The sequence below is a fragment of the Acinetobacter sp. YWS30-1 genome, assembly GCF_033558715.1.
In the GTDB taxonomy this organism is placed as follows: Bacteria; Pseudomonadota; Gammaproteobacteria; order Pseudomonadales; family Moraxellaceae; genus Acinetobacter.
The window spans coordinates 570,764-595,903 of the sequence record NZ_CP114606.1; the positions used below are offsets into that span (position 1 = coordinate 570,764).

Annotated in this window: 19 protein-coding genes, 1 tRNA gene and 2 rRNA genes; 19 read left to right on the forward strand and 3 right to left on the reverse strand. The window is 42.1% G+C overall.

Annotation, left to right across the window (positions count from 1 at the left end; translation table 11 throughout):
* The first annotated feature begins 66 nt into the window (after positions 1-66).
* The 10 genes from O4M77_RS02665 to hisC all read left to right on the forward strand — a co-directional run bounded on the left by O4M77_RS02665 (position 67) and on the right by hisC (position 11,139).
* Positions 67-142: transfer RNA gene (locus tag O4M77_RS02665), tRNA-Ala, on the forward strand.
* A 474-nt stretch (positions 143-616) separates the two neighbouring features.
* Positions 617-3,508, forward strand: a 23S ribosomal RNA gene (locus O4M77_RS02670).
* Positions 3,509-3,742: 234 nt separating this feature from the next.
* Positions 3,743-3,857 (forward strand): 5S ribosomal RNA (gene rrf / locus O4M77_RS02675).
* Positions 3,858-4,124: 267 nt separating this feature from the next.
* Complete coding sequence (locus O4M77_RS02680) at positions 4,125-5,570, forward strand: RNA polymerase factor sigma-54 (protein WP_125279334.1); 1,446 nt, start codon at positions 4,125-4,127, stop codon at positions 5,568-5,570.
* Between the two features lie 185 nt (positions 5,571-5,755).
* Positions 5,756-6,088 (forward strand): ribosome hibernation-promoting factor, HPF/YfiA family, encoded by a 333-nt coding sequence (gene hpf / locus O4M77_RS02685; RefSeq protein WP_004783414.1) that lies wholly within the window; start codon positions 5,756-5,758, stop codon positions 6,086-6,088.
* Between the two features lie 135 nt (positions 6,089-6,223).
* The gene (gene ibaG, locus O4M77_RS02690) at positions 6,224-6,475 is read left to right on the forward strand and encodes a BolA family iron metabolism protein IbaG (RefSeq protein ID WP_004783413.1); all 252 of its coding nucleotides are present in this window, start codon (positions 6,224-6,226) and stop codon (positions 6,473-6,475) included.
* Between the two features lie 7 nt (positions 6,476-6,482).
* Positions 6,483-7,739, forward strand: coding sequence for a UDP-N-acetylglucosamine 1-carboxyvinyltransferase (murA, locus tag O4M77_RS02695; RefSeq protein WP_323713776.1), 1,257 nt, complete (start codon positions 6,483-6,485; stop codon positions 7,737-7,739).
* Positions 7,739-8,440, forward strand: a complete 702-nt coding sequence (gene hisG / locus O4M77_RS02700; RefSeq protein ID WP_005234128.1) for an ATP phosphoribosyltransferase — start codon at positions 7,739-7,741, stop codon at positions 8,438-8,440. The genes murA and hisG overlap by 1 nt, the downstream gene beginning before the upstream one ends.
* Before the next feature lie 187 nt (positions 8,441-8,627).
* Positions 8,628-9,929 carry a histidinol dehydrogenase gene (hisD, locus tag O4M77_RS02705; RefSeq protein ID WP_166139574.1) on the forward strand — a complete coding sequence of 434 codons (1,302 nt, stop codon included), beginning with the start codon at positions 8,628-8,630 and terminating at the stop codon, positions 9,927-9,929.
* 118 nt (positions 9,930-10,047) lie between these two features.
* Positions 10,048-11,139 carry a histidinol-phosphate transaminase gene (hisC, locus tag O4M77_RS02710; RefSeq protein WP_323713777.1) on the forward strand — a complete coding sequence of 364 codons (1,092 nt, stop codon included), beginning with the start codon at positions 10,048-10,050 and terminating at the stop codon, positions 11,137-11,139.
* 99 nt (positions 11,140-11,238) lie between these two features.
* Here hisC and O4M77_RS02715 read toward each other — a convergent pair whose 3' ends face one another.
* Positions 11,239-12,570 carry an anthranilate synthase component I family protein gene (locus O4M77_RS02715; RefSeq protein ID WP_180053002.1) on the reverse strand — a complete coding sequence of 444 codons (1,332 nt, stop codon included), beginning with the start codon at positions 12,568-12,570 and terminating at the stop codon, positions 11,239-11,241.
* A gap of 261 nt (positions 12,571-12,831) precedes the next feature.
* Here O4M77_RS02715 and O4M77_RS02720 point away from each other — a divergent pair, with 261 nt between their 5' ends.
* The 6 genes from O4M77_RS02720 (at position 12,832) to O4M77_RS02745 (ending at position 21,039) form a co-directional block, all read left to right on the forward strand.
* Positions 12,832-13,899 (forward strand): DUF6160 family protein, encoded by a 1,068-nt coding sequence (locus tag O4M77_RS02720; RefSeq protein ID WP_323713778.1) that lies wholly within the window; start codon positions 12,832-12,834, stop codon positions 13,897-13,899.
* 189 nt (positions 13,900-14,088) lie between these two features.
* Positions 14,089-14,922 (forward strand): C39 family peptidase, encoded by an 834-nt coding sequence (locus O4M77_RS02725; RefSeq protein ID WP_179993145.1) that lies wholly within the window; start codon positions 14,089-14,091, stop codon positions 14,920-14,922.
* A 38-nt stretch (positions 14,923-14,960) separates the two neighbouring features.
* The gene (locus O4M77_RS02730; protein ID WP_323713779.1) at positions 14,961-16,214 is read left to right on the forward strand and encodes a hypothetical protein; all 1,254 of its coding nucleotides are present in this window, start codon (positions 14,961-14,963) and stop codon (positions 16,212-16,214) included.
* A 12-nt stretch (positions 16,215-16,226) separates the two neighbouring features.
* A complete protein-coding gene (locus tag O4M77_RS02735; RefSeq protein ID WP_005234148.1) occupies positions 16,227-17,891 on the forward strand; it encodes an OmpP1/FadL family transporter in 1,665 nt (554 codons plus the stop codon).
* A 7-nt stretch (positions 17,892-17,898) separates the two neighbouring features.
* Positions 17,899-19,083, forward strand: coding sequence for a putative pilus assembly protein FilE (gene filE / locus O4M77_RS02740; protein ID WP_323713780.1), 1,185 nt, complete (start codon positions 17,899-17,901; stop codon positions 19,081-19,083).
* A 21-nt stretch (positions 19,084-19,104) separates the two neighbouring features.
* Positions 19,105-21,039: a hypothetical protein gene (locus O4M77_RS02745; protein ID WP_323713781.1), complete on the forward strand. Its 1,935-nt coding sequence runs from the start codon at positions 19,105-19,107 to the stop codon at positions 21,037-21,039.
* A 36-nt stretch (positions 21,040-21,075) separates the two neighbouring features.
* On the opposite strand, the gene O4M77_RS02750 is transcribed toward O4M77_RS02745, so the two are convergent.
* Positions 21,076-22,380 (reverse strand): IS4 family transposase, encoded by a 1,305-nt coding sequence (locus tag O4M77_RS02750; RefSeq protein WP_159124039.1) that lies wholly within the window; start codon positions 22,378-22,380, stop codon positions 21,076-21,078.
* A gap of 107 nt (positions 22,381-22,487) precedes the next feature.
* Entirely contained in the window at positions 22,488-23,036 is a 549-nt protein-coding gene (locus tag O4M77_RS02755; protein ID WP_166136775.1) for an NUDIX hydrolase, read from the reverse strand.
* 123 nt (positions 23,037-23,159) lie between these two features.
* On the opposite strand from O4M77_RS02755, the gene O4M77_RS02760 reads away from it, so the two are divergent.
* The 3 genes from O4M77_RS02760 (at position 23,160) to tsaB (ending at position 25,125) form a co-directional block, all read left to right on the forward strand.
* Positions 23,160-23,774, forward strand: a complete 615-nt coding sequence (locus tag O4M77_RS02760) for a CoA pyrophosphatase (protein WP_034705731.1) — start codon at positions 23,160-23,162, stop codon at positions 23,772-23,774.
* A 14-nt stretch (positions 23,775-23,788) separates the two neighbouring features.
* Positions 23,789-24,319, forward strand: a complete 531-nt coding sequence (locus O4M77_RS02765; protein ID WP_159124261.1) for a gamma carbonic anhydrase family protein — start codon at positions 23,789-23,791, stop codon at positions 24,317-24,319.
* Positions 24,320-24,459: 140 nt separating this feature from the next.
* A complete protein-coding gene (tsaB, locus tag O4M77_RS02770; RefSeq protein ID WP_180053744.1) occupies positions 24,460-25,125 on the forward strand; it encodes a tRNA (adenosine(37)-N6)-threonylcarbamoyltransferase complex dimerization subunit type 1 TsaB in 666 nt (221 codons plus the stop codon).
* Positions 25,126-25,140 lie beyond the last annotated feature (15 nt).

The window sequence follows — 25,140 nt, forward strand, 5'->3', positions numbered from 1 at the left end:
GACTAACAAAGCATTGAATAAATGCTGAATACAGAAAAACAGAAACATTGACTTAATTGATAAGCTGGGGACTTAGCTTAGTTGGTAGAGCGCCTGCTTTGCACGCAGGAGGTCAGGAGTTCGACTCTCCTAGTCTCCACCAAATTTCAAGACAAGAAAAGCATGCTTTTCCTTGAAATTTAAGCAAGAAGCTACGCTTCGCGCAGTATGTAATCATACAGTAGCGTGAATGTTTAGTTCCTAAGCGATCAAGTACGTAGATCCTAGAGATTAGCAAGTACAAGCGTTAAGATACGTCCCACTTGATAATCTCTGTGATTTATCACAGTTTCTCGATCTGACGAAGACGAGAAAAATCATTAACAGAATATATTTGAGTTGAAATAATTTGTTCATACTCATGAAAGAGCGGAAACAAGAGATCGCAAGATTGATTGTTGAAGTGATTGAATGAGAACTAGCGAAATTAACTGAATCAAGCGTTTTGGTATATGAATCTAATTGAAGCTGTACAGTGATTAAGTTCACAAACGCCAACTGTATGAGAGTGATGAGTAATCATCATAATCTGTTGCTCATCCTACTTGTAGGGATGAACGACTGTTTGGGGTTGTATAGTCAAGTAATTAAGTGCATGTGGTGGATGCCTTGGCAGTCAGAGGCGAAGAAAGACGTGATAGCCTGCGAAAAGCTCCGGGGAGGCGGCAAATATCCTGTGATCCGGAGATGTCTGAATGGGGAAACCCACCGGCTATAAGGTCGGTATCATAAACTGAATACATAGGTTTATGAGGCGAACGCGGAGAAGTGAAACATCTCAGTATCCGTAGGAAAAGAAATCAATTGAGATTCCCTCAGTAGCGGCGAGCGAAAGGGGAACAGCCCATTAAGTCATATCAGTTTTAGTGGAATGCTCTGGGAAGTGCAACCATAGTGGGTGATAGTCCTGTACACGAAAGGGCTGATATGATGATGTCGAGTAGGGCGAGGCACGTGAAACCTTGTCTGAATATAGGGGGACCATCCTCTAAGGCTAAATACTCCTGACTGACCGATAGTGAACCAGTACCGTGAGGGAAAGGCGAAAAGAACCCCTGTGAGGGGAGTGAAATAGATCCTGAAACCGCATGCATACAAGCAGTGGGAGCCACTTTGTGTGGTGACTGCGTACCTTTTGTATAATGGGTCAGCGACTTATATTCAGTAGCGAGGTTAACCGAATAGGGGAGCCGTAGAGAAATCGAGTCTTAATAGGGCGTTTAGTTGCTGGGTATAGACCCGAAACCGGGTGATCTATCCATGAGCAGGTTGAAGGTTGGGTAACACTAACTGGAGGACCGAACCCACTGTCGTTGAAAAGCCAGGGGATGACTTGTGGATAGGGGTGAAAGGCTAATCAAACTCGGTGATAGCTGGTTCTCCCCGAAAGCTATTTAGGTAGCGCCTCGGACGAATACCATTGGGGGTAGAGCACTGTTTCGGCTAGGGGGTCATCCCGACTTACCAAACCGATGCAAACTCCGAATACCAATGAGTACTATCCGGGAGACAGACTGCGGGTGCTAACGTCCGTAGTCAAGAGGAAAACAATCCAGACCGCCAGCTAAGGTCCCTAAATCATAGTTAAGTGGGAAACGATGTGGGAAGGCATAGACAGCTAGGAGGTTGGCTTAGAAGCAGCCACCCTTTAAAGAAAGCGTAATAGCTCACTAGTCGAGTCGGCCTGCGCGGAAGATGTAACGGGGCTAAAACTATGTACCGAAGCTGCGGATTTGCAATTTATTGCAAGTGGTAGGGGAGCGTTCTGTAAGCCGATGAAGGTGTGTTGAGAAGCATGCTGGAGGTATCAGAAGTGCGAATGCTGACGTGAGTAACGACAAAACGGGTGAAAAACCCGTTCGCTGAAAGACCAAGGGTTCCAGTCCAACGTTAATCGGGGCTGGGTGAGTCGACCCCTAAGGCGAGGCCGAGAGGCGTAGTCGATGGGAAATTGGTTAATATTCCAATACTTCAGTGTAATGCGATGAGAGGACGGAGAAGGTTAAGTCAGCCTGGCGTTGGTTGTCCAGGTGGAAGACTGTAGGCATGTATCTTAGGCAAATCCGGGGTACTCTATGCTGAGAGTTGATAGCAAGCCAGTTTACTGGTGAAGTGGCTGATACCATACTTCCAGGAAAAGTCTCTAAGCTTCAGTTACACTGGAATCGTACCCGAAACCGACACAGGTGGTCAGGTCGAGTAGACCAAAGCGCTTGAGAGAACTCTGCTGAAGGAACTAGGCAAAATGGTACCGTAACTTCGGGAGAAGGTACGCTGCCGGCGGTGATAGGACTTGCTCCTTGAGCTGTTGGCAGCCTCAGAAACCAGGCCGCTGCAACTGTTTATTAAAAACATAGCACTCTGCAAACACGAAAGTGGACGTATAGGGTGTGATGCCTGCCCGGTGCTGGAAGGTTAATTGATGGGGTTAGCGTAAGCGAAGCTCTTGATCGAAGCCCCAGTAAACGGCGGCCGTAACTATAACGGTCCTAAGGTAGCGAAATTCCTTGTCGGGTAAGTTCCGACCTGCACGAATGGCATAATGATGGCGGCGCTGTCTCCAGCAGAGGCTCAGTGAAATCGAATTCGCCGTGAAGATGCGGTGTACCCGCGGCTAGACGGAAAGACCCCGTGAACCTTTACTGCAGCTTGACATTGAACTTTGATCTTACTTGTGTAGGATAGGTGGGAGGCTTTGAAGTGGTGACGCTAGTTGCCATGGAGCCGTCCTTGAAATACCACCCTGGTAATATTGAGGTTCTAACTCTGCTCCCTGATCGGGAGCGAGGACCATGTCTGGTGGGTAGTTTGACTGGGGCGGTCTCCTCCTAAAGAGTAACGGAGGAGTACGAAGGTGCGCTCAGCGTGGTCGGAAATCACGCGTAGAGTATAAAGGCAAAAGCGCGCTTAACTGCGAGACCCACAAGTCGAGCAGGTACGAAAGTAGGTCTTAGTGATCCGGTGGTTCTGTATGGAAGGGCCATCGCTCAACGGATAAAAGGTACTCTGGGGATAACAGGCTGATACCGCCCAAGAGTTCATATCGACGGCGGTGTTTGGCACCTCGATGTCGGCTCATCTCATCCTGGGGCTGAAGCAGGTCCCAAGGGTATGGCTGTTCGCCATTTAAAGAGGTACGCGAGCTGGGTTTAGAACGTCGTGAGACAGTTCGGTCCCTATCTACCGTGGGCGCTGGAAATTTGAGAGGATCTGCTCCTAGTACGAGAGGACCAGAGTGGACGAACCTCTGGTGTACCGGTTGTGACGCCAGTCGCATCGCCGGGTAGCTATGTTCGGAAGGGATAACCGCTGAAAGCATCTAAGCGGGAAGCCTACCTCAAGATAAGATTTCCCCGAGACTTTATGTCTCCTAAAGAGCCGTTGAAGACTACGACGTTGATAGGTTGGATGTGGAAGCATAGCGATATGTGAAGCTGACCAATACTAATTGCTCGTGAGGCTTGACTATACAACACCCAAGCAGTTGTATATAAAGCGTCAATTGATTTCATATTGATCTAACGATCAGACGAAAACTTGATTTAGTTAAGCTAATCGAACAAATGAGAGTATAATTAAGCACTGCTTAGTTCTACTCGCAAGAACTCAGATACATCTGTTAATGCATTCTATTTGAAGAAAGCTAGGCAAACGAAGCGCAAGCAACGTAGATAAGACCATAGCGAGTAAGCATACCAGTTGTGCTGGCGACCATAGCAAGAGTGAACCACCTGATCCCTTCCCGAACTCAGAAGTGAAACCTCTTAGCGCTGATGGTAGTGTGGGGTCTCCCATGTGAGAGTAAGTCATCGCCAGCTCATTATTCCAAAAGCCCTCTGCTCACGCAGGGGGCTTTTTTTATGCGTGGGGTTTAAAAAAATTAAGTCAAATTATATTAATTTACAAATTGGTTGAATACTGTTTAATAAAAATAAGTAATTAATAATGCTTAAAAAATTATATAAAAATGACGTTGAAGTTTATGAAATAATTATAGTTTTGTGTGTTTTTTTATCAAACTATGTTATAAAAGTTAAAACGGCATGAAAATTGCTTATAAAACGAGATTTTTATTAGGGGGTCATATGAAATTATCAGTGGGATTACGAATTGCCAACTCGCTGTCATTAACTCCACAGTTACAACAAGCAATCCGCTTATTACAATTATCCAGTCTGGAACTAGAGCAAGAAATCCAGCTACAACTTGATAGTAATCCTTTGTTAGAAAAAGTTGAAGAGCAAATCAGTGTTGAAAGTCTTTCTACTGTTGATGCGAGTCAAAAAGATTTAACTAATGAACTTAATGCAGACCATCTTCCGGACGATCTACCTGTAGATACCGACTGGGATGATGTCTATACCCATCAACCGACAAGTCTGGGTGCAGCAGAGTTCGAAGAGCGGGAAGACAATCGTCAAAGCCAGCAAAGCTTACAAGAATATATGCTCGAGCAGATTAATCTGCTGCACTTTTCTCGCATTGATCAGCTGATTGCCTACTGCATTATTGATTCTCTAGATGAAAAGGGTTTTCTGGATGCAGAAATTTCTGAGATTACTGCATCAGTACAGCATCTTTTATCTTCCATGGATTATGAGGAAGAAATCGAAGAGGATGAAGTACTCGTTGTTCTTAAGCATATTCAGCGTCTTGATCCGATTGGAGTAGGTTCCAGAAATCTAGCTGAGTGTTTATTGATTCAGTTGGATAGCCTGCCAGTTAATACCCCTTGTCGTAATGATGCGGTTAAATTGCTGCAACATTATGAGCTGCTGATCACCAATGAATTACCAAAACTCATTAAGCAAACTGGCTTAAATCAGGAACAATTACGCTGTGCAGTTGATTTGCTGAAAACTCTTAAACCATATCCGGGACTGGAGTTTGAAAGTAAGGAATCTGATTATCAGATCCCGGATGTTGTGGTAATGAAAAAGAATGACTGCTGGCAGGTGACGTTGAATCCTGATGTGATGCCAAAGTTAAGACTAAATTCTTTTTATACCAATATGATTCGTCGTGCTGATCAAAGCGAAGATAATCAATATCTTCGTAATCAGATGCTGGAAGCAAAAAACTTTATTAAAAGCATTGATGAACGTCATAAAACTTTATTGAAAGTAGCGACCTGTATTGTTGAACATCAGAAAAGTTTTTTAGAAATTGGCCCTGAAGGTATGAAGCCTCTGGTTTTACGTGATATTGCTGAAGAAGTGGAACTACATGAATCAACTGTATCTCGTGTAACGACTAACAAATATATGCTGACCCCACGTGGTTTATTTGAACTGAAATACTTCTTCTCGAGTCATGTGGGAACGACTTCAGGTGGTGAGGCTTCATCTACTGCGATCCGTGCCAAAATTAAGAAAATGATTGCTGAAGAAAATGCACGTAAGCCTTTATCTGACAATGCAATTGCCAATCTTTTGAAAGAAGAGGGGATTGATGTGGCACGACGTACGGTCGCGAAATATCGTGAATCGTTACATATTCCTTCCTCTTCTGAGCGAAAAGTCTTGATCTAGTTTTTGAAATTTGATTATTCTAGAGATTCATTATGACATCGTAATGAATCTTTTTTTCTTTTGAGGCATGGTAAAAATGATCTGAATAAATGCTTTAAATCACGATTTTGCTTGAGCAAGTTATTGTATTCTTTTCATTTTTAACTATGACTCTTCTGATCCTAACGAAGGTGAGGGATAGAACTATGCAAATAACAATTCGTGGACATCATTTATCAATTACGCCAGCGATTGAAGAAACTATAAAAACGAAATTTTCACAGATGACCAAACATCTGGATCAAGTGAACAGCATGCAGGTTAAGCTTTCCAAAGATCATCAGATTGATAAGCGCTCAAAAAGAGGCAGCAGTAACCATATCGCAGAAGCGATTGTCCGTTTACCGGGTATTGAGTTTTTTGCCCATGCCAATGCTGATGACATGTATACCTCGATTAAAATTTTGACGGAAAAATTAAAAAAACAGATTGACCGATATCGCGAAATGCAGCTGAATCATCAGAGTTTAGCCATTTAAGCGACCAAATGGGGAAAAAGAGGTTTTTAAAAGCCTCTTTTTTTATATATATAATGTATGTGACTAATGAATTATTTTTTACATTTATAGTAAAATGACTCGTTTTACACCCTTAGTCCTATAAGAGGTCTTGTGATGAATAATGAACAGCTCGCTGAAATTTTAAAAGCCGCTTTTCCTGAGGCGGATGTTGCTGTGAGTGGTCAGGGCGGAAAATTCGATCTCCGTATTGTGGATGATCAGTTTGAAGGTAAACGTCCGGTTGCACGTCAACAAGCTGTTTATGCTCCTCTCAATTCCCATATTGCCAGTGGTGCAGTGCATGCTGTGACCATTCGTGCATTGACCAAAGAAGAATGGCGTAAAGCAAGCTTATTTGGAGCTTAATCAATTAATGGATAAATTCTTAATTCAGGGCGGTATTAAGCTCGACGGTGAAGTGCGTATTTCTGGTGCAAAAAATGCAGCGCTTCCATTATTAGCAGCAATGATTCTTGCTGATACGCCAATCACACTTAAAAATGTTCCAAATCTAAAAGATGTAAATACCTTGGTAAAGCTGATCGCAGGTCTTGGGATCACGATTAGTTATGAAGGCGATACAGTTATTGCAGATACCTCTACTTTGGATAACCAGTTTGCACCTTATGAACTCGTAAAAACCATGCGTGCTTCTATTTTGGTGCTTGGTCCTCTATTGGCGCGCTACGGTAGTGCAAAAGTATCCCTGCCAGGTGGATGTGCGATTGGTTCTCGTCCAGTCGATCAGCATTTGAAAGCACTAGAAGCTTTAGGTGCCGAGATTGAGGTTGAGGCCGGCTATGTCCATGCTAAAGTCGATGGTCGTCTGAAAGGCGGTGAAGTTGCCTTTGATATGGTGACTGTGGGTGGTACTGAAAATATTCTGATGGCTGCAGTATTGGCGGATGGTGTGACTACGATTCGTAATGCGGCTCGTGAACCTGAAATTACCGATCTTGCCCAAATGCTGATCAAGATGGGTGCGAAGATTGAAGGTCTGGATACCGATACGCTAGTGGTAACCGGTGTAGAAAGCCTGCATGGCTGTGAATATGCAGTGGTTGCCGACCGTATTGAAACCGGTTCTTACTTGGCTGCTGCAGCCATTACTGGTGGACGTGTTAAAACCACGCATACAGATCCGGCTTTAATGGAAGCTGTACTGGATAAGTTTGAGGAAATGGGCGCAGAAGTCACTCGTGGTGATGACTGGATTGAACTGGATATGATGGGTAAACGTCCGAAAGCAGTGAGCTTCCGTACCTTGCCACATCCAGATTTCCCAACAGATATGCAAGCCCAGTTAATGGCAGTCAATGCCATTGGCCGTGGATTTGCCACAATTTCTGAAACGATTTTTGAAAACCGTTTTATGCATGTTCCTGAATTGGCTCGTATGGGAGCCAATATTCAGGTCGAAGGTAATGATGCTGTCGTAACAGGTGTAGAAAAACTTTCTGCAGCGCCTGTGATGGCAACAGATTTACGTGCTTCATTCTCTTTAGTTCTTGCAGCACTTGCAGCCGAAGGAGAAACATTGATTGACCGTATTTATCATATTGACCGCGGTTATGAAGATGTCGAAGCAAAGTTACAAGGTTTAGGTGCCCAAATTAAGCGAGTAAGTTAATGAGTGATATGAGAAACGATGATCCAAACTTTGACGTAATGGGCAATTTTGATCATGGTTTAACGTTAGCATTAAGCAAGGGCCGTATCTTAAAAGAAACTTTACCTCTGCTTGAAACGGCAGGGATTAATCTGCTGGAAGATCCGGATAAATCACGAAAGCTGATTTTTCCAACCACGCATAAACAGGTGCGTATCCTGATTTTACGTGCCTCTGATGTGCCGACTTATGTTGAGAATGGTGCGGCAGATATCGGTGTAGCAGGTAAAGATGTGTTGATGGAACATGGCGCGCAAAATGTCTATGAACCATTAGATCTTAAAATTGCCAACTGCAAATTGATGACAGCAGGTAAAGTCGGCATGGAGCGTCCGAAAGGCCGTTTAAAAATTGCGACTAAATACGTGAATCTGACCCGTCAATACTACGCGAGCCTCGGTGAACAGGTTGATGTGATCAAGCTTTATGGTTCAATGGAACTTGCACCATTGGTGGGTTTAGGTGATTACATTGTTGACGTGGTCGATACAGGCAATACACTGCGTGCCAATGGTCTTGAGCCACTTGAAGAAATCTGCAAAGTCTCTTCACGTCTGATTGTGAACAAAGCCAGCTTTAAACGTAAGCAAGCATTGCTGAATCCAATTCTTGCCCAGCTTGAACAAGCGGTTGAAGCACGCGAACAGGCGAAAAAAGCTTAAATTTACGCTGTATTAAAGACCGTCCACTTTGGGCGGTTTTTTATTTGTGTTCAAAAAGATAAGAAGTCTAATGCTTTCATCAATTTTATCAAAAGCTATTTCCAATAAAACTCATAGCACAAGTCTGTTCTAGCTACCGACAAAGTCTTTGAAAACAGGTAAACTAAAGCCTTCGAATTCAAACCTTATGGGTAAATTGATGCGACGTTTATCGACACAAGATCAAAACTTCAAGCAAGCGTTTGCTGACTTGTTGGCTTTTGAAACCGTGAATGATCCTGAACTTTTAAAAACTGTAGACCAAATTATTGCTGACGTACGTCAGCATGGTGATGCTCATGTTCTTAAATTGACTCAGCAGTTCGATCGACATCCAGCGCATCAATTTTCAGATTTGGAACTGACTCAAGAGCAACTTAAAGCAGCTTTCGAAGGCTTAACGACTGAAGTGCGTGAAGCTTTAGAATTGGCTGCAAACCGTATTCGCGAATTCCATCAGGCACAAAAACAGGATGGTTGGACGTATGTCGATGCTCTAGGTAATACCTTGGGTCAGAAAGTGACGCCATTGGATCGCGTAGGGATCTATGTACCAGGTGGCTTGGCTTCATATCCATCTTCGGTGTTAATGAATGCTGTTCCTGCACATGTGGCAGGTGTAGGTGAAATTGTTATGGTGGTGCCTGCTCCAAATGGTGAACTGAATCCATTGGTCTTGGCTGCTGCCTATCTGGCTGGCGTACACCGTGTATTTACCATTGGTGGCGCACAAGCGGTTGCTGCATTGGCCTATGGTACAGAAACCATTCCACGTGTCGATAAAATCACTGGTCCAGGTAACCGTTTTGTGGCTGCGGCAAAACGTGCAGTATTTGGTCAGGTCGGTATCGACATGATTGCTGGTCCTTCAGAAATTCTGGTCTATGCAGAAGGGCAGAACAATGCCAAATGGTTAGCGATGGATTTGTTATCTCAAGCTGAGCATGACACTGTTGCTCAAGCTGTATTTATTACGCCTGATGAACAGCTTCTCAATGAAGTAGAACAAGCAATTGAAGAGCATTTGCTAGCTCTACCAAAAGCAGAAATTGCCCGCACTTCAATTGCCAATCGTGGTGCATTAGTGCTTGTGAAAGATCGTGCTGAAGGTATTGAGCTGATTAACCAAGTAGCACCTGAACATTTAATGCTGTGTTTGGATGAAGCTCAAGAAATGGCTGAAGAGATTCGCCATGCCGGTGCGATCTTCATGGGACGTTATACGCCTGAAGCGATTGGTGACTATTGTGCAGGTCCAAACCATGTATTACCGACATCGGGTACAGCACGTTTCTCATCACCACTGGGTGTGTATGATTTCCAGAAACGTTCAAGCCTGATTATGTGTTCTGAAGATGGTGTGAAAACCCTTGCGAAAACTGCAGATGTTCTGGCACAGCAGGAAAATCTGGATGCGCATGCCCGTTCAGCACGCTACCGTTATCAGTAATTAAATACTTATATTAAATAAAAGATATTTCTTTCCCTTCGGGAGAGGTTAGGTAAGGGGAATTATTTGACCTCTCCCTAACCCTCTCCTAAAAGGAGAGGGAATTTGAGAATAGAAAATGTCGAATATCACAATAGAGCAAATGCGTTTTTGGAGCCCTGAAGTCCGTGAGCTAGAGCCTTACGTTCCAGGCGAACAGCCCAAAATTCAAAACCTTTTAAAATTAAATACCAATGAAAATCCGTATCCACCATCACCGAAAGTCGTGGAAGCGGTGCAAAAAGTTTTAGCCAATGGCGCAGATGTTTTACGTCTTTATCCAGATCCAGATGCATCTGAATTAAAATATGCCATAGCTAAACAGCAAAATGTTACTGTTGAAAATGTCTTTGTAGGCAATGGTTCTGATGAAGTCTTGGCACATATTTTTAAAGCCTTCTTTATTCAGGAACAGCCACTGCTTTATCCAGATATTACCTATAGCTTCTATCCGGTTTATAGCCAGTTCTTTGGTGTCAAAACCAAAATCTTGCCACTCAATGAAAATTTTGAAATTGTGGTAGATGATTATAAACAGCCAAATGGCGGCATTATTATCACCAATCCGAATGCGCCAACCAGTATTGCGCTTAGTTTGTCTGCCATTGAAGAAATTCTGCAGGCGAATCCTGATTCAGTGGTCGTCATTGATGAAGCCTATGTAGATTTTGGTGCTGAATCAGCAGTGAGTTTGATTGATAAATACGAGAATCTAGTAGTCTGTCAGACGACTTCAAAATCCCGCTCTTTAGCAGGCCTACGTGTTGGTTTCGCGATTGCTCAACCTCATCTGATTGCGGCGCTTGAAGCGGTAAAAAACAGCTTTAACTCTTATCCAATGGATCGTTTTGCGATTGCGGCTGCAGTGGCTTCATTCGAAGATCAGGAATACTTTGAAGCACAAAATGCTAAAGTGATTGCCAGTCGTGAAAAACTGGTTAATCAGTTGAATGAGCTCGGTTTCAAAGTCTTGCCATCAAGTGCGAACTTTATTTTTGCTTCACTACCATCAAAAGATGCAGGTGAGTTAGCAGCTGAATTACGGGAACGCGGCATTATCGTACGTTACTTTAATAGACCTCGTATCAATCAATTTTTACGTATTACCATTGGTACAGATGAGCAAAATCAGCGTTTAGTGGATACATTGAAAACCGATATTTTGGCGTAATCCCAAACCTTCTATTTAATAAAGAACAACTCTATTCCTCTCTTTTTAAAGGGAGGTTAGGAGGGATTAAAAATGCGACTCGGTTGAGCCGCTTTTTATTTATTCGGGTTTATACCAGGTATTGAGTAAATCCAGCATGGCCTCGACTTTATCAAAACACTCCTGATATTCTGCATCACAGTCAGAAGAAATCGTAATTCCGCCACCAGCCCAAAGTGAAACCTCATCTTGATATTTCTGAATCGAGCGAATCAGAATATTCCAGCTTCCTGTTCCATCAAAATTAAAATAACCTAATGAACCACAATACGCTCCACGTGGAGCACCTTCTAACTCTTCAATAATTTGCATGGCACGAATCTTTGGTGCACCGGTAATTGATCCACCTGGAAGTGCAGACAGCAATACATCAAAAGGATGCACACCTTCTTTTAAGGTCGCTTCGACTTCGCTGACCATATGATGTACCTGATTAAATGACTCAATATTGAATAGTTTAGGTGTCTTGACTGAACCTGTTTCTGCATAAACACTGAGGTCATTGCGTAGTAAATCTACAATCATGACATTTTCAGCCTGATCCTTCTTTGAGTCTTTTAAGCGTTGTTTGGATTGCTCATCAAGCACCGGATCGGCAAAACGTGGCATGGTACCTTTAATCGGTTTGGTGACAATTTTTCGATGTGCTTCAAAATCAATAAACAGTTCAGGTGAACAGCTCAATAATTCAAAATCACCTATACGAAGATAGCCCGCATATGGCGCATTGGTTAATGTCCAGAAAGCATGTGCAGTTTCTAATAATGAACCTTCAGCCAGTGCTGTAAATTCCTGGGTCAAGTTAATCTGGTAACAATCACCGGCTAGAATATAATCCTGAATATCCTGAAATGCCTGTGCATAGCGAGATTTGTCCCAACGTGGGCTGCAAAGGGTTTTTAATTGAAATTGTGATGGTATAGAGGCTTGATTTAATAGATTTTGAAGATGATTGAAAATATCTTCTGCTTGCAGATCATGACTATAGAATACCCATTGATCAGCTTCAAACTTAATATAAGAATCAAACTGACCGATAAATAGGCCAGGTTGAGCTCGTTCTGGGTACTGGGTGTGCTGTCGAGCAGCGTAATCATAGCCAATAAACCCAACATAGCCCCCAGAAAATTTATTCGCTTTAATATCTGGAGTTTGCTCAAGCTCTAAGATGAGTTCAGCTATATCAGCCTGATATTGCTCGATATCCACTCTCTTAAATGACTGAATTTGTCCATCCTGCACCATGAAATATTTCTGTGCACAGCAGGCAATAAAAGGCTGCCCATTATTATTTAAATATATCAGGTGATCTAAGGGGCTTAATGCATACAATAGATCTTTAAGCTGAAGAGATGCAAAACTTAAAGGACAATGGTAAGTAGCTTCGTTCATTCAGTAGCGCATATTCCGATATGAGCCGGTATTTTATATCAAGAATAGGAAAAAATATTTCTAAATCATCAAATACCGTTTGTCGGTAAGCTCAATATTGCGACCAACGACAGTTGATCAAAATATGACTCGACGTTAAGTTAAGTGGGCGAGCAAAATTACTCAAGGAAAGATGCTTTGCGTTGTCAGAAAATAAAAAACACAACGTCGGCACTGAGTGATTCACAACCAAAAAAAATAGTACTCTTGGGAGAGTAAACAATGAAAAAATTCACAAAATTGGCTTTAGCTGCTTCAGTTGCTTTTAGTGCAAACGCAATGGCGATGCAATCACTGGACGATGCATCTCTAAGCGCGACTACAGGTCAGGACGGTTTGAAAATCGGTATCGGTATTTCAAAAATTGAAATTGAAAAACTATTTATCCATGATAATGATGGTTTAGCTGAAGATTCTACTGCAACAGCGGGTGTTATTGAAATTTATAATAATGATGGAGTTGTTCTTCGCCCTGGAGAGGCTGCTAAGGGTATTGTGGGTGGTACTGGTGAAGCAGGTGCGATCTATATCAAAGCAAATGGTAAAGGTAGAACAACAGCTAATGGTATCGTGATTGGTGCAAACTACGATGACAATGGTGCGTATTTACTAGCTTCACGTAACCTTGCAGATTTAACCATTGACTCAGATGCTGGTGCTGGTAACCCGTTTATCAACATTGCAGCAGAAGTATCTGGCTTAGATATCAACATCGGTGAAATTGGGGTTGTGGGATCAGCTTCATCTCTTACAGATTATGAAAGTGGTTTAGCTTCAGCTACTAGTATTCGCCGTGGTGGTGCTGGTAAGGAAAATGCGATTTTATCTGGCCTATCACTTAAAACAGGTCCAATGTCTGCCAATATTCAATTAGGTGCTGCTCCACAGGGTGCAATGATTAAGTTGAATGCAACAATGACTGGCGGCTTAACAATTACAGATTTGGGTATTTTCGATAACTCAACAGCTGGTCAACAAGTTGCTACAGGTGTAAACACCTCAGGCCCAGGTGAAATCTTCATTGAAAGCATCAAGTTAACCGATGCTGGTACTAAAGATTTGACATTGAACCAAAGCATCAGTGTATTTGGCGAATCAACTGCAAACGATGGTTTCATTCGTATTGTGAGTACAAGTGGTGCACATGATAACTATGTGAAAGGTATTCACCTAGGTAGCCAAAATGCAGCATCAATTGGTGATATGGAAATCCAAGGTCTGCAAACTTACTTTAGCCCTGGAACTGGCCAATATGCAAAAGGTGCAATTATTACCATTTCTGGTCACTAATTTTTACCTTAAAAAAGCGCGTGTTTACACGCGCTTTTTTTATGACTACAACATCTATCTAAAAAAATAAAAAAAGACTGTATTTTTTTGAAAAAGAAGGTATCTTTCTAGTTACAGGGAAGTAGAGTGAAGACTCTATAAAAAGAAAAATTAGGCACATCATGCCAATGATAAGAAAAGTAAAAGAATATGTTAGAGATTGCATTGGGCTCGGCATTGATGTATTACGCTGCCAAAGAAGCTCTGGATATTAAAAAACAGCCACCAGGCGCTGTTCACTATACTGAAGTTCTTGATTCAAGAAATGATTCTTTCGTACGTATGCACCGCGAACATGTGGAAGTCAAACCTGCACTGTTAGACCAGTTTCAGGGGATTGTGCGTCAGGCTTACGATTATAGTTGTGGTTCAGCAGCACTTACGACTTTATTAAATGGCTATGTGGGTACTCGGCTGGATGAGCAGCAAGTCATGAATGGCCTAATGAAATTTGGTGAAACGGATAAAATCATCGAACGTCGTAGCTTTTCCCTTCTTGATATGAAGCGTTTTGTTGCTGCCTTAGGCCTGGAAAGTGGTGGCTATCGCGGAGAATTTGAAGATCTGGTTAAACAGGGACAACCCGCCATTGTTCCTATTTCCTATGCAGGATTTAAACATTTTGTCGTGTACAAAGCTTATAAAAATGGACGGGTGTATGTTGCCGATCCAGCACTGGGTAATATCAGTTTTGATGAACAGCGATTTAAGGAAGTTTGGGAAAACAATACTTTATATTTAATTAATGTTCCTGAACAATATCGAAAAAACTTTTTGGCATTAAAAGAGTCGGATATGCGTCATGTCGAAGATGCAACCATTAACCGTTATGCTTTAGTTGATATGCAGTATCCACAGTTCTATATGGATAAAATTGCCGATAAAGCATCGACCATCCGCATGGATCGTAACCGTAATGTAGATTCAGAAAAATTTGGGGAATATCAATATAATTTTCTCAGACTTTATTACAAGAATAAATAAAACGAAAAGATGGCTATAGAAAAATTAAAAATGGTGAAATGGATATGAACAGTAAATGGATGAACAAGACATTCTTGGCGCTCAGCATTCAGATGGTCATGGGAGTGGCATGGGCTGCGGATGAGCCTGAACTGGGTGAGTATGAAACGGTTGAGGAAGAAGTAGTCGAGACTGCTGCATCCGTTGATATTCAGCCTGAACCAGCAGCAACTCAAGCTGTAGAAGAACCTGAACTTGGGGGGTATGAAACAGTTCAGGAGGAAGCTGTAGCAGAGCCTGAACTGGGAGGATATGAAACCGTTCAGGAAGAAGTTGTTGTTGAAACAGCTGCACCTGCTGAAGCTCCAGCCACTCAAGCAGTAGATGCATCTCAAGCCTTACAGAAAAAAGAAGGAGATGCTACTCAGGAAGCAAGTCTAGAAGAAGTATTTACTTCAAATGAGCGTCAATACTCACTTATTAAACAAGGCGAAATTTCATCCTATTACGATATTGATTATACCTATTATCGAGATACACAACTCGATATGGAAATGGCACAGGGCCAGTTGTATCAGCTCCGTGTTCAGGAAAATGCAACACATAGCCTGACCAATACTTTCACTTTTCAGTACGGGGTGAAAGATAACCTGACCTTAACAGCTTCCTTACCTTTAGTGGCTAAAACAGATTTATTAAAAGATACCTCTACAGCAGGATTAGGGGATATTAGTCTAGGTGCACGTTGGGAGCCATTCCCTTTAAAAGCAGGTCGTTTACCACTTATTTTATTTGCCAATTTGTCGACTAAAACAGGTGATAGCCCATATGAAATTAATGCAGCAAAAGATCTGGCTGCAGGTAAGGGGTATTACTCAGCAGGTGTAGGGGCGAGTACACGTAAATATATTGATCCAGTGGTGCTATTTGCCTCTGTTTCTGCAAATTATGGGTTTAAGGAATCAGGCTTAGATCAGCGTCGTGGTACACGAATTATTGAAGAATTTGAACCAGGAATTAGTGGTGGTTTCGCTTTCGGTTTTGCTTATTCATTTAACTATGATGTTTCCATGACTATGTCTTATCAGCAAAGCTTTAATACTGGTGCCGAATTTAAGTATCACACGGGTGAAAGCTATTCAGCCGCTGATCAGACTAGCTCGACTTTTGCGATTTCTTTAGGAGTGCGTGTATCCCCAGAAACCATTGTAAATGGTACGGTCGGATTAGGGCTGACCGAAGATGCACCAGATGTTTCACTGGGACTTTCATTCCCACTTGATATTTTAGGTTTCGGTAAGAAATTCAGTTAATAGGGGTGTCGTATGAAAAACATTCGACTTAGCCCGTTATTAACAGGAATTATTCTTGCGGGCTGTTCAAGTTATACCTTTGCACAATTAGGGACCAACCTTTCTGTTGACCTGCGTGCATTGTCTATGGGGAACGCAGTTACTGCAGATCCGCCAGGAGTGAATGCAATTCACTTTAACCCGGCTGCATTGGCTAAAATTGAAGGCTTACAAACCGAACAGCAAATTATTGTTGCGAACTTTGATATTCAGCGTGAATTTACGGTTCCTGCTGGATATAACGTTTTTGGTTATTCAGATGATCCAATGGTCTGTAATGATGGACCTGAAGTGTCTTCTGATTTATGTACAGATTTTAAGGGCCCAGTGAAGGGTGATGTAGAGTATGTCAGTCTCTACGTACCAATTTTGAAAAAAATGGTGGATTTGGGTGAAGGCCTCCCGATGGCAGCACCTACCATGGGGGTCTCTTATAAACCACCAGGCTCTAAAGCAACTTATGCAACTGCCGTTTATGCACCACTAGTGGCAGGTTTTGGTCATGAAGATGGTAATCCTGCCAATTTTATGGGACAACAGGTTGCTCTGGAGCGGATTACATATTTATCTCCATCAATTGGTTATGAAGTCAACGACCAGCTTTCGATTGGTGCTTCAATCGGGATGTCTTATCAAGCCATTGCCATGAAAACAGATTTACGTTTTCCCAATGAGCTGATTGGCATGTTGCGTATGATTGATGAAGTCGTATGTACACCATTTAAAGAAAATTCTGACATCATTACTGATATCTTGTTGCTCGGGATCTGTAATGCTGATGAAGGAATGAACCCATTTGGTAAATTTGGCCAAATGCAACTTTCATTAGAACAAAATTTAAGTCCAAGCTATAACCTGGGTGTTCTATGGGAGCCTACTGAAGATTTCAGTTTTGGTATGGTTTACCAGAGTGCTGCCAAAATGCGCTTAAAAGGTAAATATCATATCGATAATGCCAAAGCACCACAGGAAATGATTAAAGGTCTGATGACCTCCCCAACTGGCCAGATTTTAGCTGCAATTCTTGGTTTTCCAAATTATATCCCTTCAAGTGAATCGGGTCTGGTTTCCATGGATTTCGAATACCCAGCTCACTTTCAGGCGGGGATCAAATATAAGGTAATGCCAGATCTACAAGTCAATTTTGATATTGGCTGGACAGATTATGCTGCTTGGGACCAATTCAAGTTTGAGTTCGACCGTACCCTGTCTGCCTTGAAGATTGCCAAACTGTTATCTGCCAATGTAACGGATTCTTCACTTGCATTACCGCTTAGGTTTGAGTCGCCATGGAACTTCGGGATCGGAGTAGAGTATTCAGCAACTGACCGACTGAAACTTCGTGCTGGCTATGAACCACGTACCAGTGCCATTCCAAAAGATAAACGCAATACTATGGTACCGATTAATGGTGCGCAGCTATTTGGTTTAGGAGTGGGCTACCGTTTTGACGCAGATACGGATCTGGATCTATCTATTGGTTTCTTACGCAGTAAAGATAATATTCCAGCAAATACCAGTAGCCTAGCGAACCAGACCGGGGTAAATAACCTGTTACTGAATCCATATGCAGGCTTGAATGTCAAAACAGATACCAAGATCACAATTTTAGGTTTGAACTATCGCACCCGTTGGTAAGGAAGAAATGATCAGAACAGGGAACTTAGGGATAAAAATGGTACTGGCATTAAGTCTGGTACCATGGTCTTTTTATACAAATGCCAGAGAGTTTATTACGATCATTGGGCCCGATGGGCGACCATTAGTTGTGCCACGTCAAAATAATGAGCAGAAAGAAACAACAAAAAACCAAGCGGCCACTACTCCGAAAAAATTGACTACGCCCGTTACATCTACTGCACAGGATCTGAAAAAATCCGAGCCAAAGGCGGTGGAAAAAAGTGTGACAACAGGTGAGCAAAAAAATAATATGGTTGTACAACCAGTACAACCAGTACAACCAGTACAACCAGTACAACCAGTACAACCAGTACAACCAGTACAACCAGTACAACCAGTACAACCAACTAAACACGTTGAGTCTAGATTACCGCAACAATTACCACCAGTGGCACAGCCTCAAATCTATGAACCTGTCATTCAGACAGTACCTGATCCTGTTCAAAAACAGGGTTTCAGTCAGATTGAAGGTGTGGAATATGTGGATAGTGAATATCTGGAAAATAAAGAATTTAATCTGGAAGGTAAAAAACGTTTCTACAGCATGCCTGAAGGGATAGTTGATAAAAATATTGGGTCAACACGTGTACAGACGATTGAGCGTGAAAAAGGAGTGGGACAGTCGATTATAAAATCCTTGTTTCAGCAACCTGCTGTAGATTCTGGTCCAGTCGTACTGGCCCAAACCTACTACCGTATTTCTCAGCCTGAATCTGTAGAAAGCTTAGGTAAGCAGTGTTTTAAAGATAAAAAAGTTAAGAATGCGAAAGAGATTAGTGCAGGTAAATCCATTAATCTGTGGCCACGGGCACCGCTGAAATCAGATGAGTTTGATTATGAAATTGTGAAGCTAAAATCTGATATTAAAAATATTCAGATTCAGTCTTATGCTTCCCGTCAGAATAATCCTGCCTATTACTGGCCATTTGTTGTATTTCTGGATGAACGAGGCTGTGTTTTAGAAGGGGCGGGCGGTTTTAAAAATCAGGAAGCACAAGCCAATATTATTCAACATGAGAAGATACAGGGAATTATTCAGATTCCTGCGCAAAGCCAATATGTATTAATGACCCCACTCGCTTCAGCCATAGATGTTGAAGACAAGATGCTGACAAATTATGGACAACTAAAACTAGTCGCCATTCGATAAGGACGATTCGAGTAGAATAAGATGAAAAATAAAATATTATATCCATTTGCTTTCACTGCTTTATTTGCCGCCCTCAGCGGATGCGGAGGTGAAAGTGCGAATGTCATACCAGAACAAAATGATGAAGCCACCACGAACGGTTCATGCTCTGCTACTGCAACGAATTGTCTGGAATGGGGGCTTGAATATCCAATTGATGGTCTTAATTTTAATTGTAGTGGTGATAAAGAAAATACCTTTATTACTTTATTTGACCAAAATGATGGGGTGGCGTCAGGTACTTGTCAAAAAGCAGATAGTATTGAATTTTATCTGAAAAGTTTTAGTGATACCAAAATCAAATTGGGTACTGTGAAGCTTTCTGAATATATGAACCTCAGTACATCGAGTCAATTACCCCGACTAAGTGTACTTGATATTGCCAAGGGAATTACTGGTCGTAATATTGCCAGAATCGAACAGACAGATCCAACCGTACAGGTGGCGATGAAACTGGTCAAAATCTGGCAGACCTTGGCACTGGAAAAAGGCCGTATCTATAATCCGACGGATGTACAGCCCTTGTATATCACAGAAGATATGCGAAAGAATCTGGGCAAAATTAATAAAGATATCAGCCTGACAGATGCAAATTTGGCAGAAATCCTTAAACCTTTTATTGATATTAGCCAGATTAGTGATGATCAGGCCTTTGAAGTTGTAAAAAAACTGGCCAATATTGCCAGCGCAGCAGTATATCAACCGGAATTTTCTCTGTTCTCAACTTCAGGCATTATTAGCAGTAACTTGACTGGTTCTGATGGTCTGGCGGGTTGTAATAAATCTGTATGTGACATTAAAGATAAAACGACTAAATATTTATTTGGACATTTTATCCTGATTACAGACCGCCAGGGTTATACCTTCGGCAGTGGACTACAGTGGCGCGATACCCAATTAAAACTGGGCTCCAATAATCTGGGATCTTTGGGTGGCATTAATGCGGAATTGATCCGTAAAGTCAAACCACAGCAAATTACGGCAGTACCGCAAACCAGTTGGATTAGCCCTGCCACGAGAATGCTTTCATCAAATGCACCATATAAAATGAATGTGGCTAACAACAGCAATCCATTAGAAATTTACCAAGGTCGTTTGCTGAGCGATTATGTGATTGCCGGTAAAGAAGCATTTTATAAGATGGCCACAGGTAAGACTGAACTCAGCGATGCTGATCGTGCCAGTCTTGGCTTATGGCGTTTTAATGCCGATGATGACAACTATAGTGGCTCAATTGATCTTTATAAAATTTTCCCGATCAGCTATCTGGATCGTCAAGTCTTTAGAACAGCTGAAAATGTAGAGCCAGGTGAAGAATATATTTTCCCAATGTATGGCAACATGGAGTTTAAATTTAGCGAAAACTCAATTAGCCCTGTTACAGTGGGTGTTGTGATTGATAGTAATGGTGATGTGCGTACCAATATGCAGTCCGCGAGCAATCTTGCAACTGATAGCATTAATGGTTGCCAGGGAGATATCTTACCGGCTGGACTTAAAGACAATAACGGCGTTCAACAATATCGTCTCGGTACCTTAGGCCGTGCATTTATAGATGAAAAAACAGTATCTATGCGACTGGTCTTCGCTGATCCTGTATTTGGTTCATTAAATGGTGCCTTGGTAGGTATGAACTCCACTATTCAGGCTTCAACCAATACAGATGATAAGATTGTGATTGGTGGGGCATTACTCAATTTATCTAATGTATTGAATGGAACCAGTCGTGTGGGCTTTACCAACTCAGCTGGAGAAAGTGTAGGCTGGGCAAATACTTATGCCAGCTTCCAGAAAGTCTATAACAACAATAATACTGATGAAACGACAGAAGAGACCAATCTGGCCAAGCTAAGTGGCGGAAGTGTTTCATTCAAATTAGCGGATTGTTATAACATCAAAACTAAAAACAAATCATGAAATAAAAAAGCCCATCAAATGATTAATGCCAGTCAGTTAAGAAATTGACTGGCATTTTCTTGGGTATTTCAGTGGTTTACCTTTCACAACTCTTGGGCAACTTCTAACCCTCCTCTCAGGCAAAACATACCTCCTAGATTTCTCCAGTAAACTTTCTAGATGTTTGGGTAAATTTCCTGCGGAGTCTAAAGAGTCGAATCTTAATATATTAAGGATGCCGATAGATGCAATATGAAAGCTGATTCTCAAAGGACTGACTTTTGCACGTTGAGCCATATATTTCATTTGTCTTCTTAGAATATTATAAGCAATGAAGACACCCCATAATTCTTGATAAATTAAATCAGGTTGCTTGCTCCTCAAATGCTTACTTTCCTGTAAATCACTTTTGATTTCTCGGTAACACATTTCTATTTCCCAGCGCTGAGCATAAAGCTTTGCTAAGGCTAGCAGTGGATATATCTTTGAATCTATTAATGAAGTGATATAGCGTCTAATTTTTCCTGCCTGCTCAACTTCAATCAAACGCGCTTCCCAATAATCCCCTAATGTTGAATTCAGCTTCTTGGCTCTTGCTGATATTGGCATCCTGATATGAAAGTCATGCTGGGAATTACGCTTAATGATCTCATAGCGTAAATTATCTTTTGCGCGCATAAGCCAATGGCTTGCCTCTGCACGTGTTTGCCATCCTATTAGAAAATCAGCAGAAAAATAGGCTCGATCAAACAGAGTAATACTATGCGATGGAGGACATAATCGATTTGCCAGTGTAAGTTCACCTTGATCCATGCTACCTATTTGGGCATCAATGATTTCATGGGTGTTGGTATTCACCAGACAGGTTGCTCTCACTTGCGGATAAGGTGCTACCGCAGTTTTACCCTTAGATGAGCCAAAGTGTGCAAAATTCTCATCTGTATAAGGCATAGACCAAACCACCCCGTCAACAGCACATACACTAAGGCCATGAAAGTTTGAGTATTGCTGTTGGGATTCTTCAAACCAGGCTTGGCTGAGTAGAGAAAACAAGGCATTCAAGGGCTCTCGCCCTAAGCGTTGTCGTGCTTGTACTGCTGCACTGGGAACGCAATATTCTGTGGTACCAAACACAAGTTTTAGTTGCTCTACCACATACCCGATCGGTTGATCTCGAAACAGGGCAAGCCCAATCACCAGCCATACCACATGTTCGGCAGGTAATTTTCTTCTCCTGATAGAAGCCTTACCTGTTTGACGCAGGCTCTCTTCAATCCAATTTAAATCAATGAATTCACTGAAATGGCTAAGTGAAGGTAGAGAATGTTGAAGAGTACAATCTAAATTTTCAGATAAAGTCATAAAAAAATGAGCGTATTGGCATACACTCATTTTTACTACATTTTTCTAATGTCTGCTTAACTGACTGGCATTACATCAAATGATGGGCTTTTTTATAAAAAGACATTTTAACCTGTATGATCCAAACGAGTGCCCAAGGTCTCAAGATGCATCGGGAAGTTATTGGTTTTACGGTCTTCAAAATAATGACGGAGTGTATGTTCTACACTCGGGAAAGCCAGTTCACTCCAGGGAATTTCATCTTCATCAAATAAACGTGCTTCAATGGTTTCTTCACCTGCACCAAATTTTCCATCAATCAGTTGAGATTTAAACAGGACATAAATCTGGCCAATCCGCGGAATATTGTACATGCAGTACAGCTGTTCAATATCTACTTCAGCTTCGGCTTCTTCACGGGTTTCACGTGCTGCGCCCTGTTCCATGGTTTCAAACAGTTCCATATAACCGGCAGGGAGGGTCCACAGTCCATAACGTGGTTCAATCGCACGGCGGCAGAGCAGAACTTTATCTTCCCAGAGCACCAATGCACCGCAAATCACTTTTGGATTAATGTAATGAATATATCCGCATGTAGTACAAACCTTGCGAACCTTCTGATCGCCTAAAGGAATTTTCTCTGTTGTTTTATGTCCACAGTTCACACAGAAGTTCATATTCATCATCAATGATAACAGTAAGGTCAGGATAACTGAAAAATCAAAATTTGGCATCATTTCTATCCCGCCAAATCAAAAATCAGCTATGATGAAATTATAGTCGCATAGGGAGCTGAATGAATGGATGAGCTGGGATTAATACAACGCTTGCAGAAACATTTACGATTTTCCAAACGGATTCAAACTGCACAGGCTGCTGTATTAATTGCGATCACAGATGAAGCTGATCCCAAAGTTTTGCTGACACGTCGTTCAGCTTATATGAATAATCATGCAGGGGAAGTCTCTTTTCCAGGGGGTAAACGCGACCCGCAAGATACCAGTAATATTGTAGTGGCTTTGAGAGAGGCGTATGAGGAAACGGCGCTTAACCCATTTGATGTGCATCTGATCGGGGATCTCCCGATGCAAAAGGCACGTAATGGAATGCTGGTCAAACCTGTGGTAGGTATAATTCCGCCTACCATTCAACTCATTCCTCAGCCGACGGAAATTGACCGGATTTTCTTTGCTTCCTTACAGCATTTGCTGGAAGCCCAGCCGATGCCTTATGAAGTACGGTTTGCCCAACAGTCTTTATATTTTCCAAGTATGCGGGTGGAAAATGAGATTGTCTGGGGACTGACCGCACGTATGCTGATCTCACTATTTCAGTACGGGCTTGACTATAAAAAAGACTGGCCATTTTTACTTAATTCACCTGCGTTTAAACGCTCAAAATTTTTTAACCGTTGAACAGGATTTCAGCCATGTTATATCAGTTTCAGGGACATACACCAAAAGCAACATATCAGCCATGGGATGGTTGGGTGGCACCTACAGCGACGGTCATTGGGCAGGTTGAATTAGGCAAGCAGGTGAGTGTCTGGTTTGGCGCCGTCGTTCGTGCAGATAACAGCAAAATTCGGTTAGGTGACTTCACTAATGTTCAGGAAAATGCAGTGCTACATACTGATGCCGGAATTGAAATGAACATCGGAAATTATGTGACCATTGGTCATCAAGCCATGCTGCATGGTTGCACGATTGGCGATAATAGCCTGATCGGGATTCAGGCAGTGATCTTGAATCATGCGGTGATTGGCAAGAATTGTATTATTGGTGCCAATGCTCTGATTCCAGAAGGAAAAGTGATTCCTGATAATTCGGTGGTAATGGGCTCACCAGGCAAAGTCGTGAAAACTTTAGATGAAGCCAGTATTCAGAAACTGAAAATGAGTGCCATGCACTATGCTGAGCATTTCCAGAAATTTCAGGACCTGGAAGAAGTACAGCTTTAGGCTGTTATCTGAATAATGTCCTCAGTTAAGCCTAGAATTTTCTAGGCATTTTTGTATCTGGCTTGGGAAAATCTCGCCTAGAAGATATGAGTGGAGTATTATATTCGACGTTTTTTATATTCTCTGAATTAAGGTTGTGCATGAAAGTGCTGGCATTGGAGACTGCCAATGAGCAGTGTTCCGTTTCTGTGATCGATGATACTCAAGAACTATTTTTTCAGCTTGATGCGCGCGCCAAGGCACAAACGCAAACCATTCTCCCAATGATTGAACAAGGTCTCAATGATCTGGGCTTGGCTGTATCTGATCTGACAGCGATTGCCTTTAGTCGTGGCCCGGGATCGTTTAGTGGTGTTCGTATCAATGCGGCTGTGACCCAAGCTTTGGCTTGGTCAAATGATCTGCCTGTAATTCCGGTATCCACTTTACAAGCTTTGGCGCAAGCGGCATATCGTTTGCATGGTTTAACTACAGTAACTGCCGTACTGGATGCACGGATGAATGAAGTCTACGTGGCCAGTTATCAGTTAGATGCTCAAGGGATTATGCAGGCTGTTGATGAAGAACAGCTTTTGAGTTATGAACAAAGTGCTGAAGCAGTAAAATTTACTGTGGTGGGTTCAGGTGCCAATCTAGTTCAAGAAACAGCATCTGAATATAAAAATGTCAGTGCAACAGCGCAGGATATTGCCATGATTGCGCGTGCAGCAGCAAAAACAGAAAATTGGGTCAGTGCAGAATTGGCACTTCCGGTATATTTACGTGATAACGCATGGAAAAAAATTCCAGAACAAGGCAAAGCATAATTAATCAGGATTAAG

Bases quoted from the DNA above. Each gene is read 5' to 3' on its own strand.
- hisG (WP_005234128.1), top strand. From the start codon at position 7,739: ATGAGTGATATGAGAAACGATGATCCAAACTTTGACGTAATGGGCAAT.
- O4M77_RS02715 (WP_180053002.1), bottom strand. From the start codon at position 12,570: ATGAACGAAGCTACTTACCATTGTCCTTTAAGTTTTGCATCTCTTCAG.
- ibaG (WP_004783413.1), top strand. From the start codon at position 6,224: ATGAATAATGAACAGCTCGCTGAAATTTTAAAAGCCGCTTTTCCTGAG.
- murA (WP_323713776.1), top strand. From the start codon at position 6,483: ATGGATAAATTCTTAATTCAGGGCGGTATTAAGCTCGACGGTGAAGTG.
- O4M77_RS02730 (WP_323713779.1), top strand. From the start codon at position 14,961: ATGGATATGAACAGTAAATGGATGAACAAGACATTCTTGGCGCTCAGC.
- O4M77_RS02745 (WP_323713781.1), top strand. From the start codon at position 19,105: ATGAAAAATAAAATATTATATCCATTTGCTTTCACTGCTTTATTTGCC.
- O4M77_RS02735 (WP_005234148.1), top strand. From the start codon at position 16,227: ATGAAAAACATTCGACTTAGCCCGTTATTAACAGGAATTATTCTTGCG.
- O4M77_RS02755 (WP_166136775.1), bottom strand. From the start codon at position 23,036: ATGAACTTCTGTGTGAACTGTGGACATAAAACAACAGAGAAAATTCCT.
- hisC (WP_323713777.1), top strand. From the start codon at position 10,048: ATGTCGAATATCACAATAGAGCAAATGCGTTTTTGGAGCCCTGAAGTC.
- tsaB (WP_180053744.1), top strand. From the start codon at position 24,460: ATGAAAGTGCTGGCATTGGAGACTGCCAATGAGCAGTGTTCCGTTTCT.
- hisD (WP_166139574.1), top strand. From the start codon at position 8,628: ATGGGTAAATTGATGCGACGTTTATCGACACAAGATCAAAACTTCAAG.
- O4M77_RS02750 (WP_159124039.1), bottom strand. From the start codon at position 22,380: ATGACTTTATCTGAAAATTTAGATTGTACTCTTCAACATTCTCTACCT.
- O4M77_RS02760 (WP_034705731.1), top strand. From the start codon at position 23,160: ATGGATGAGCTGGGATTAATACAACGCTTGCAGAAACATTTACGATTT.
- hpf (WP_004783414.1), top strand. From the start codon at position 5,756: ATGCAAATAACAATTCGTGGACATCATTTATCAATTACGCCAGCGATT.
- O4M77_RS02720 (WP_323713778.1), top strand. From the start codon at position 12,832: ATGAAAAAATTCACAAAATTGGCTTTAGCTGCTTCAGTTGCTTTTAGT.
- O4M77_RS02765 (WP_159124261.1), top strand. From the start codon at position 23,789: ATGTTATATCAGTTTCAGGGACATACACCAAAAGCAACATATCAGCCA.
- O4M77_RS02725 (WP_179993145.1), top strand. From the start codon at position 14,089: ATGTTAGAGATTGCATTGGGCTCGGCATTGATGTATTACGCTGCCAAA.
- O4M77_RS02680 (WP_125279334.1), top strand. From the start codon at position 4,125: ATGAAATTATCAGTGGGATTACGAATTGCCAACTCGCTGTCATTAACT.
- filE (WP_323713780.1), top strand. From the start codon at position 17,899: ATGATCAGAACAGGGAACTTAGGGATAAAAATGGTACTGGCATTAAGT.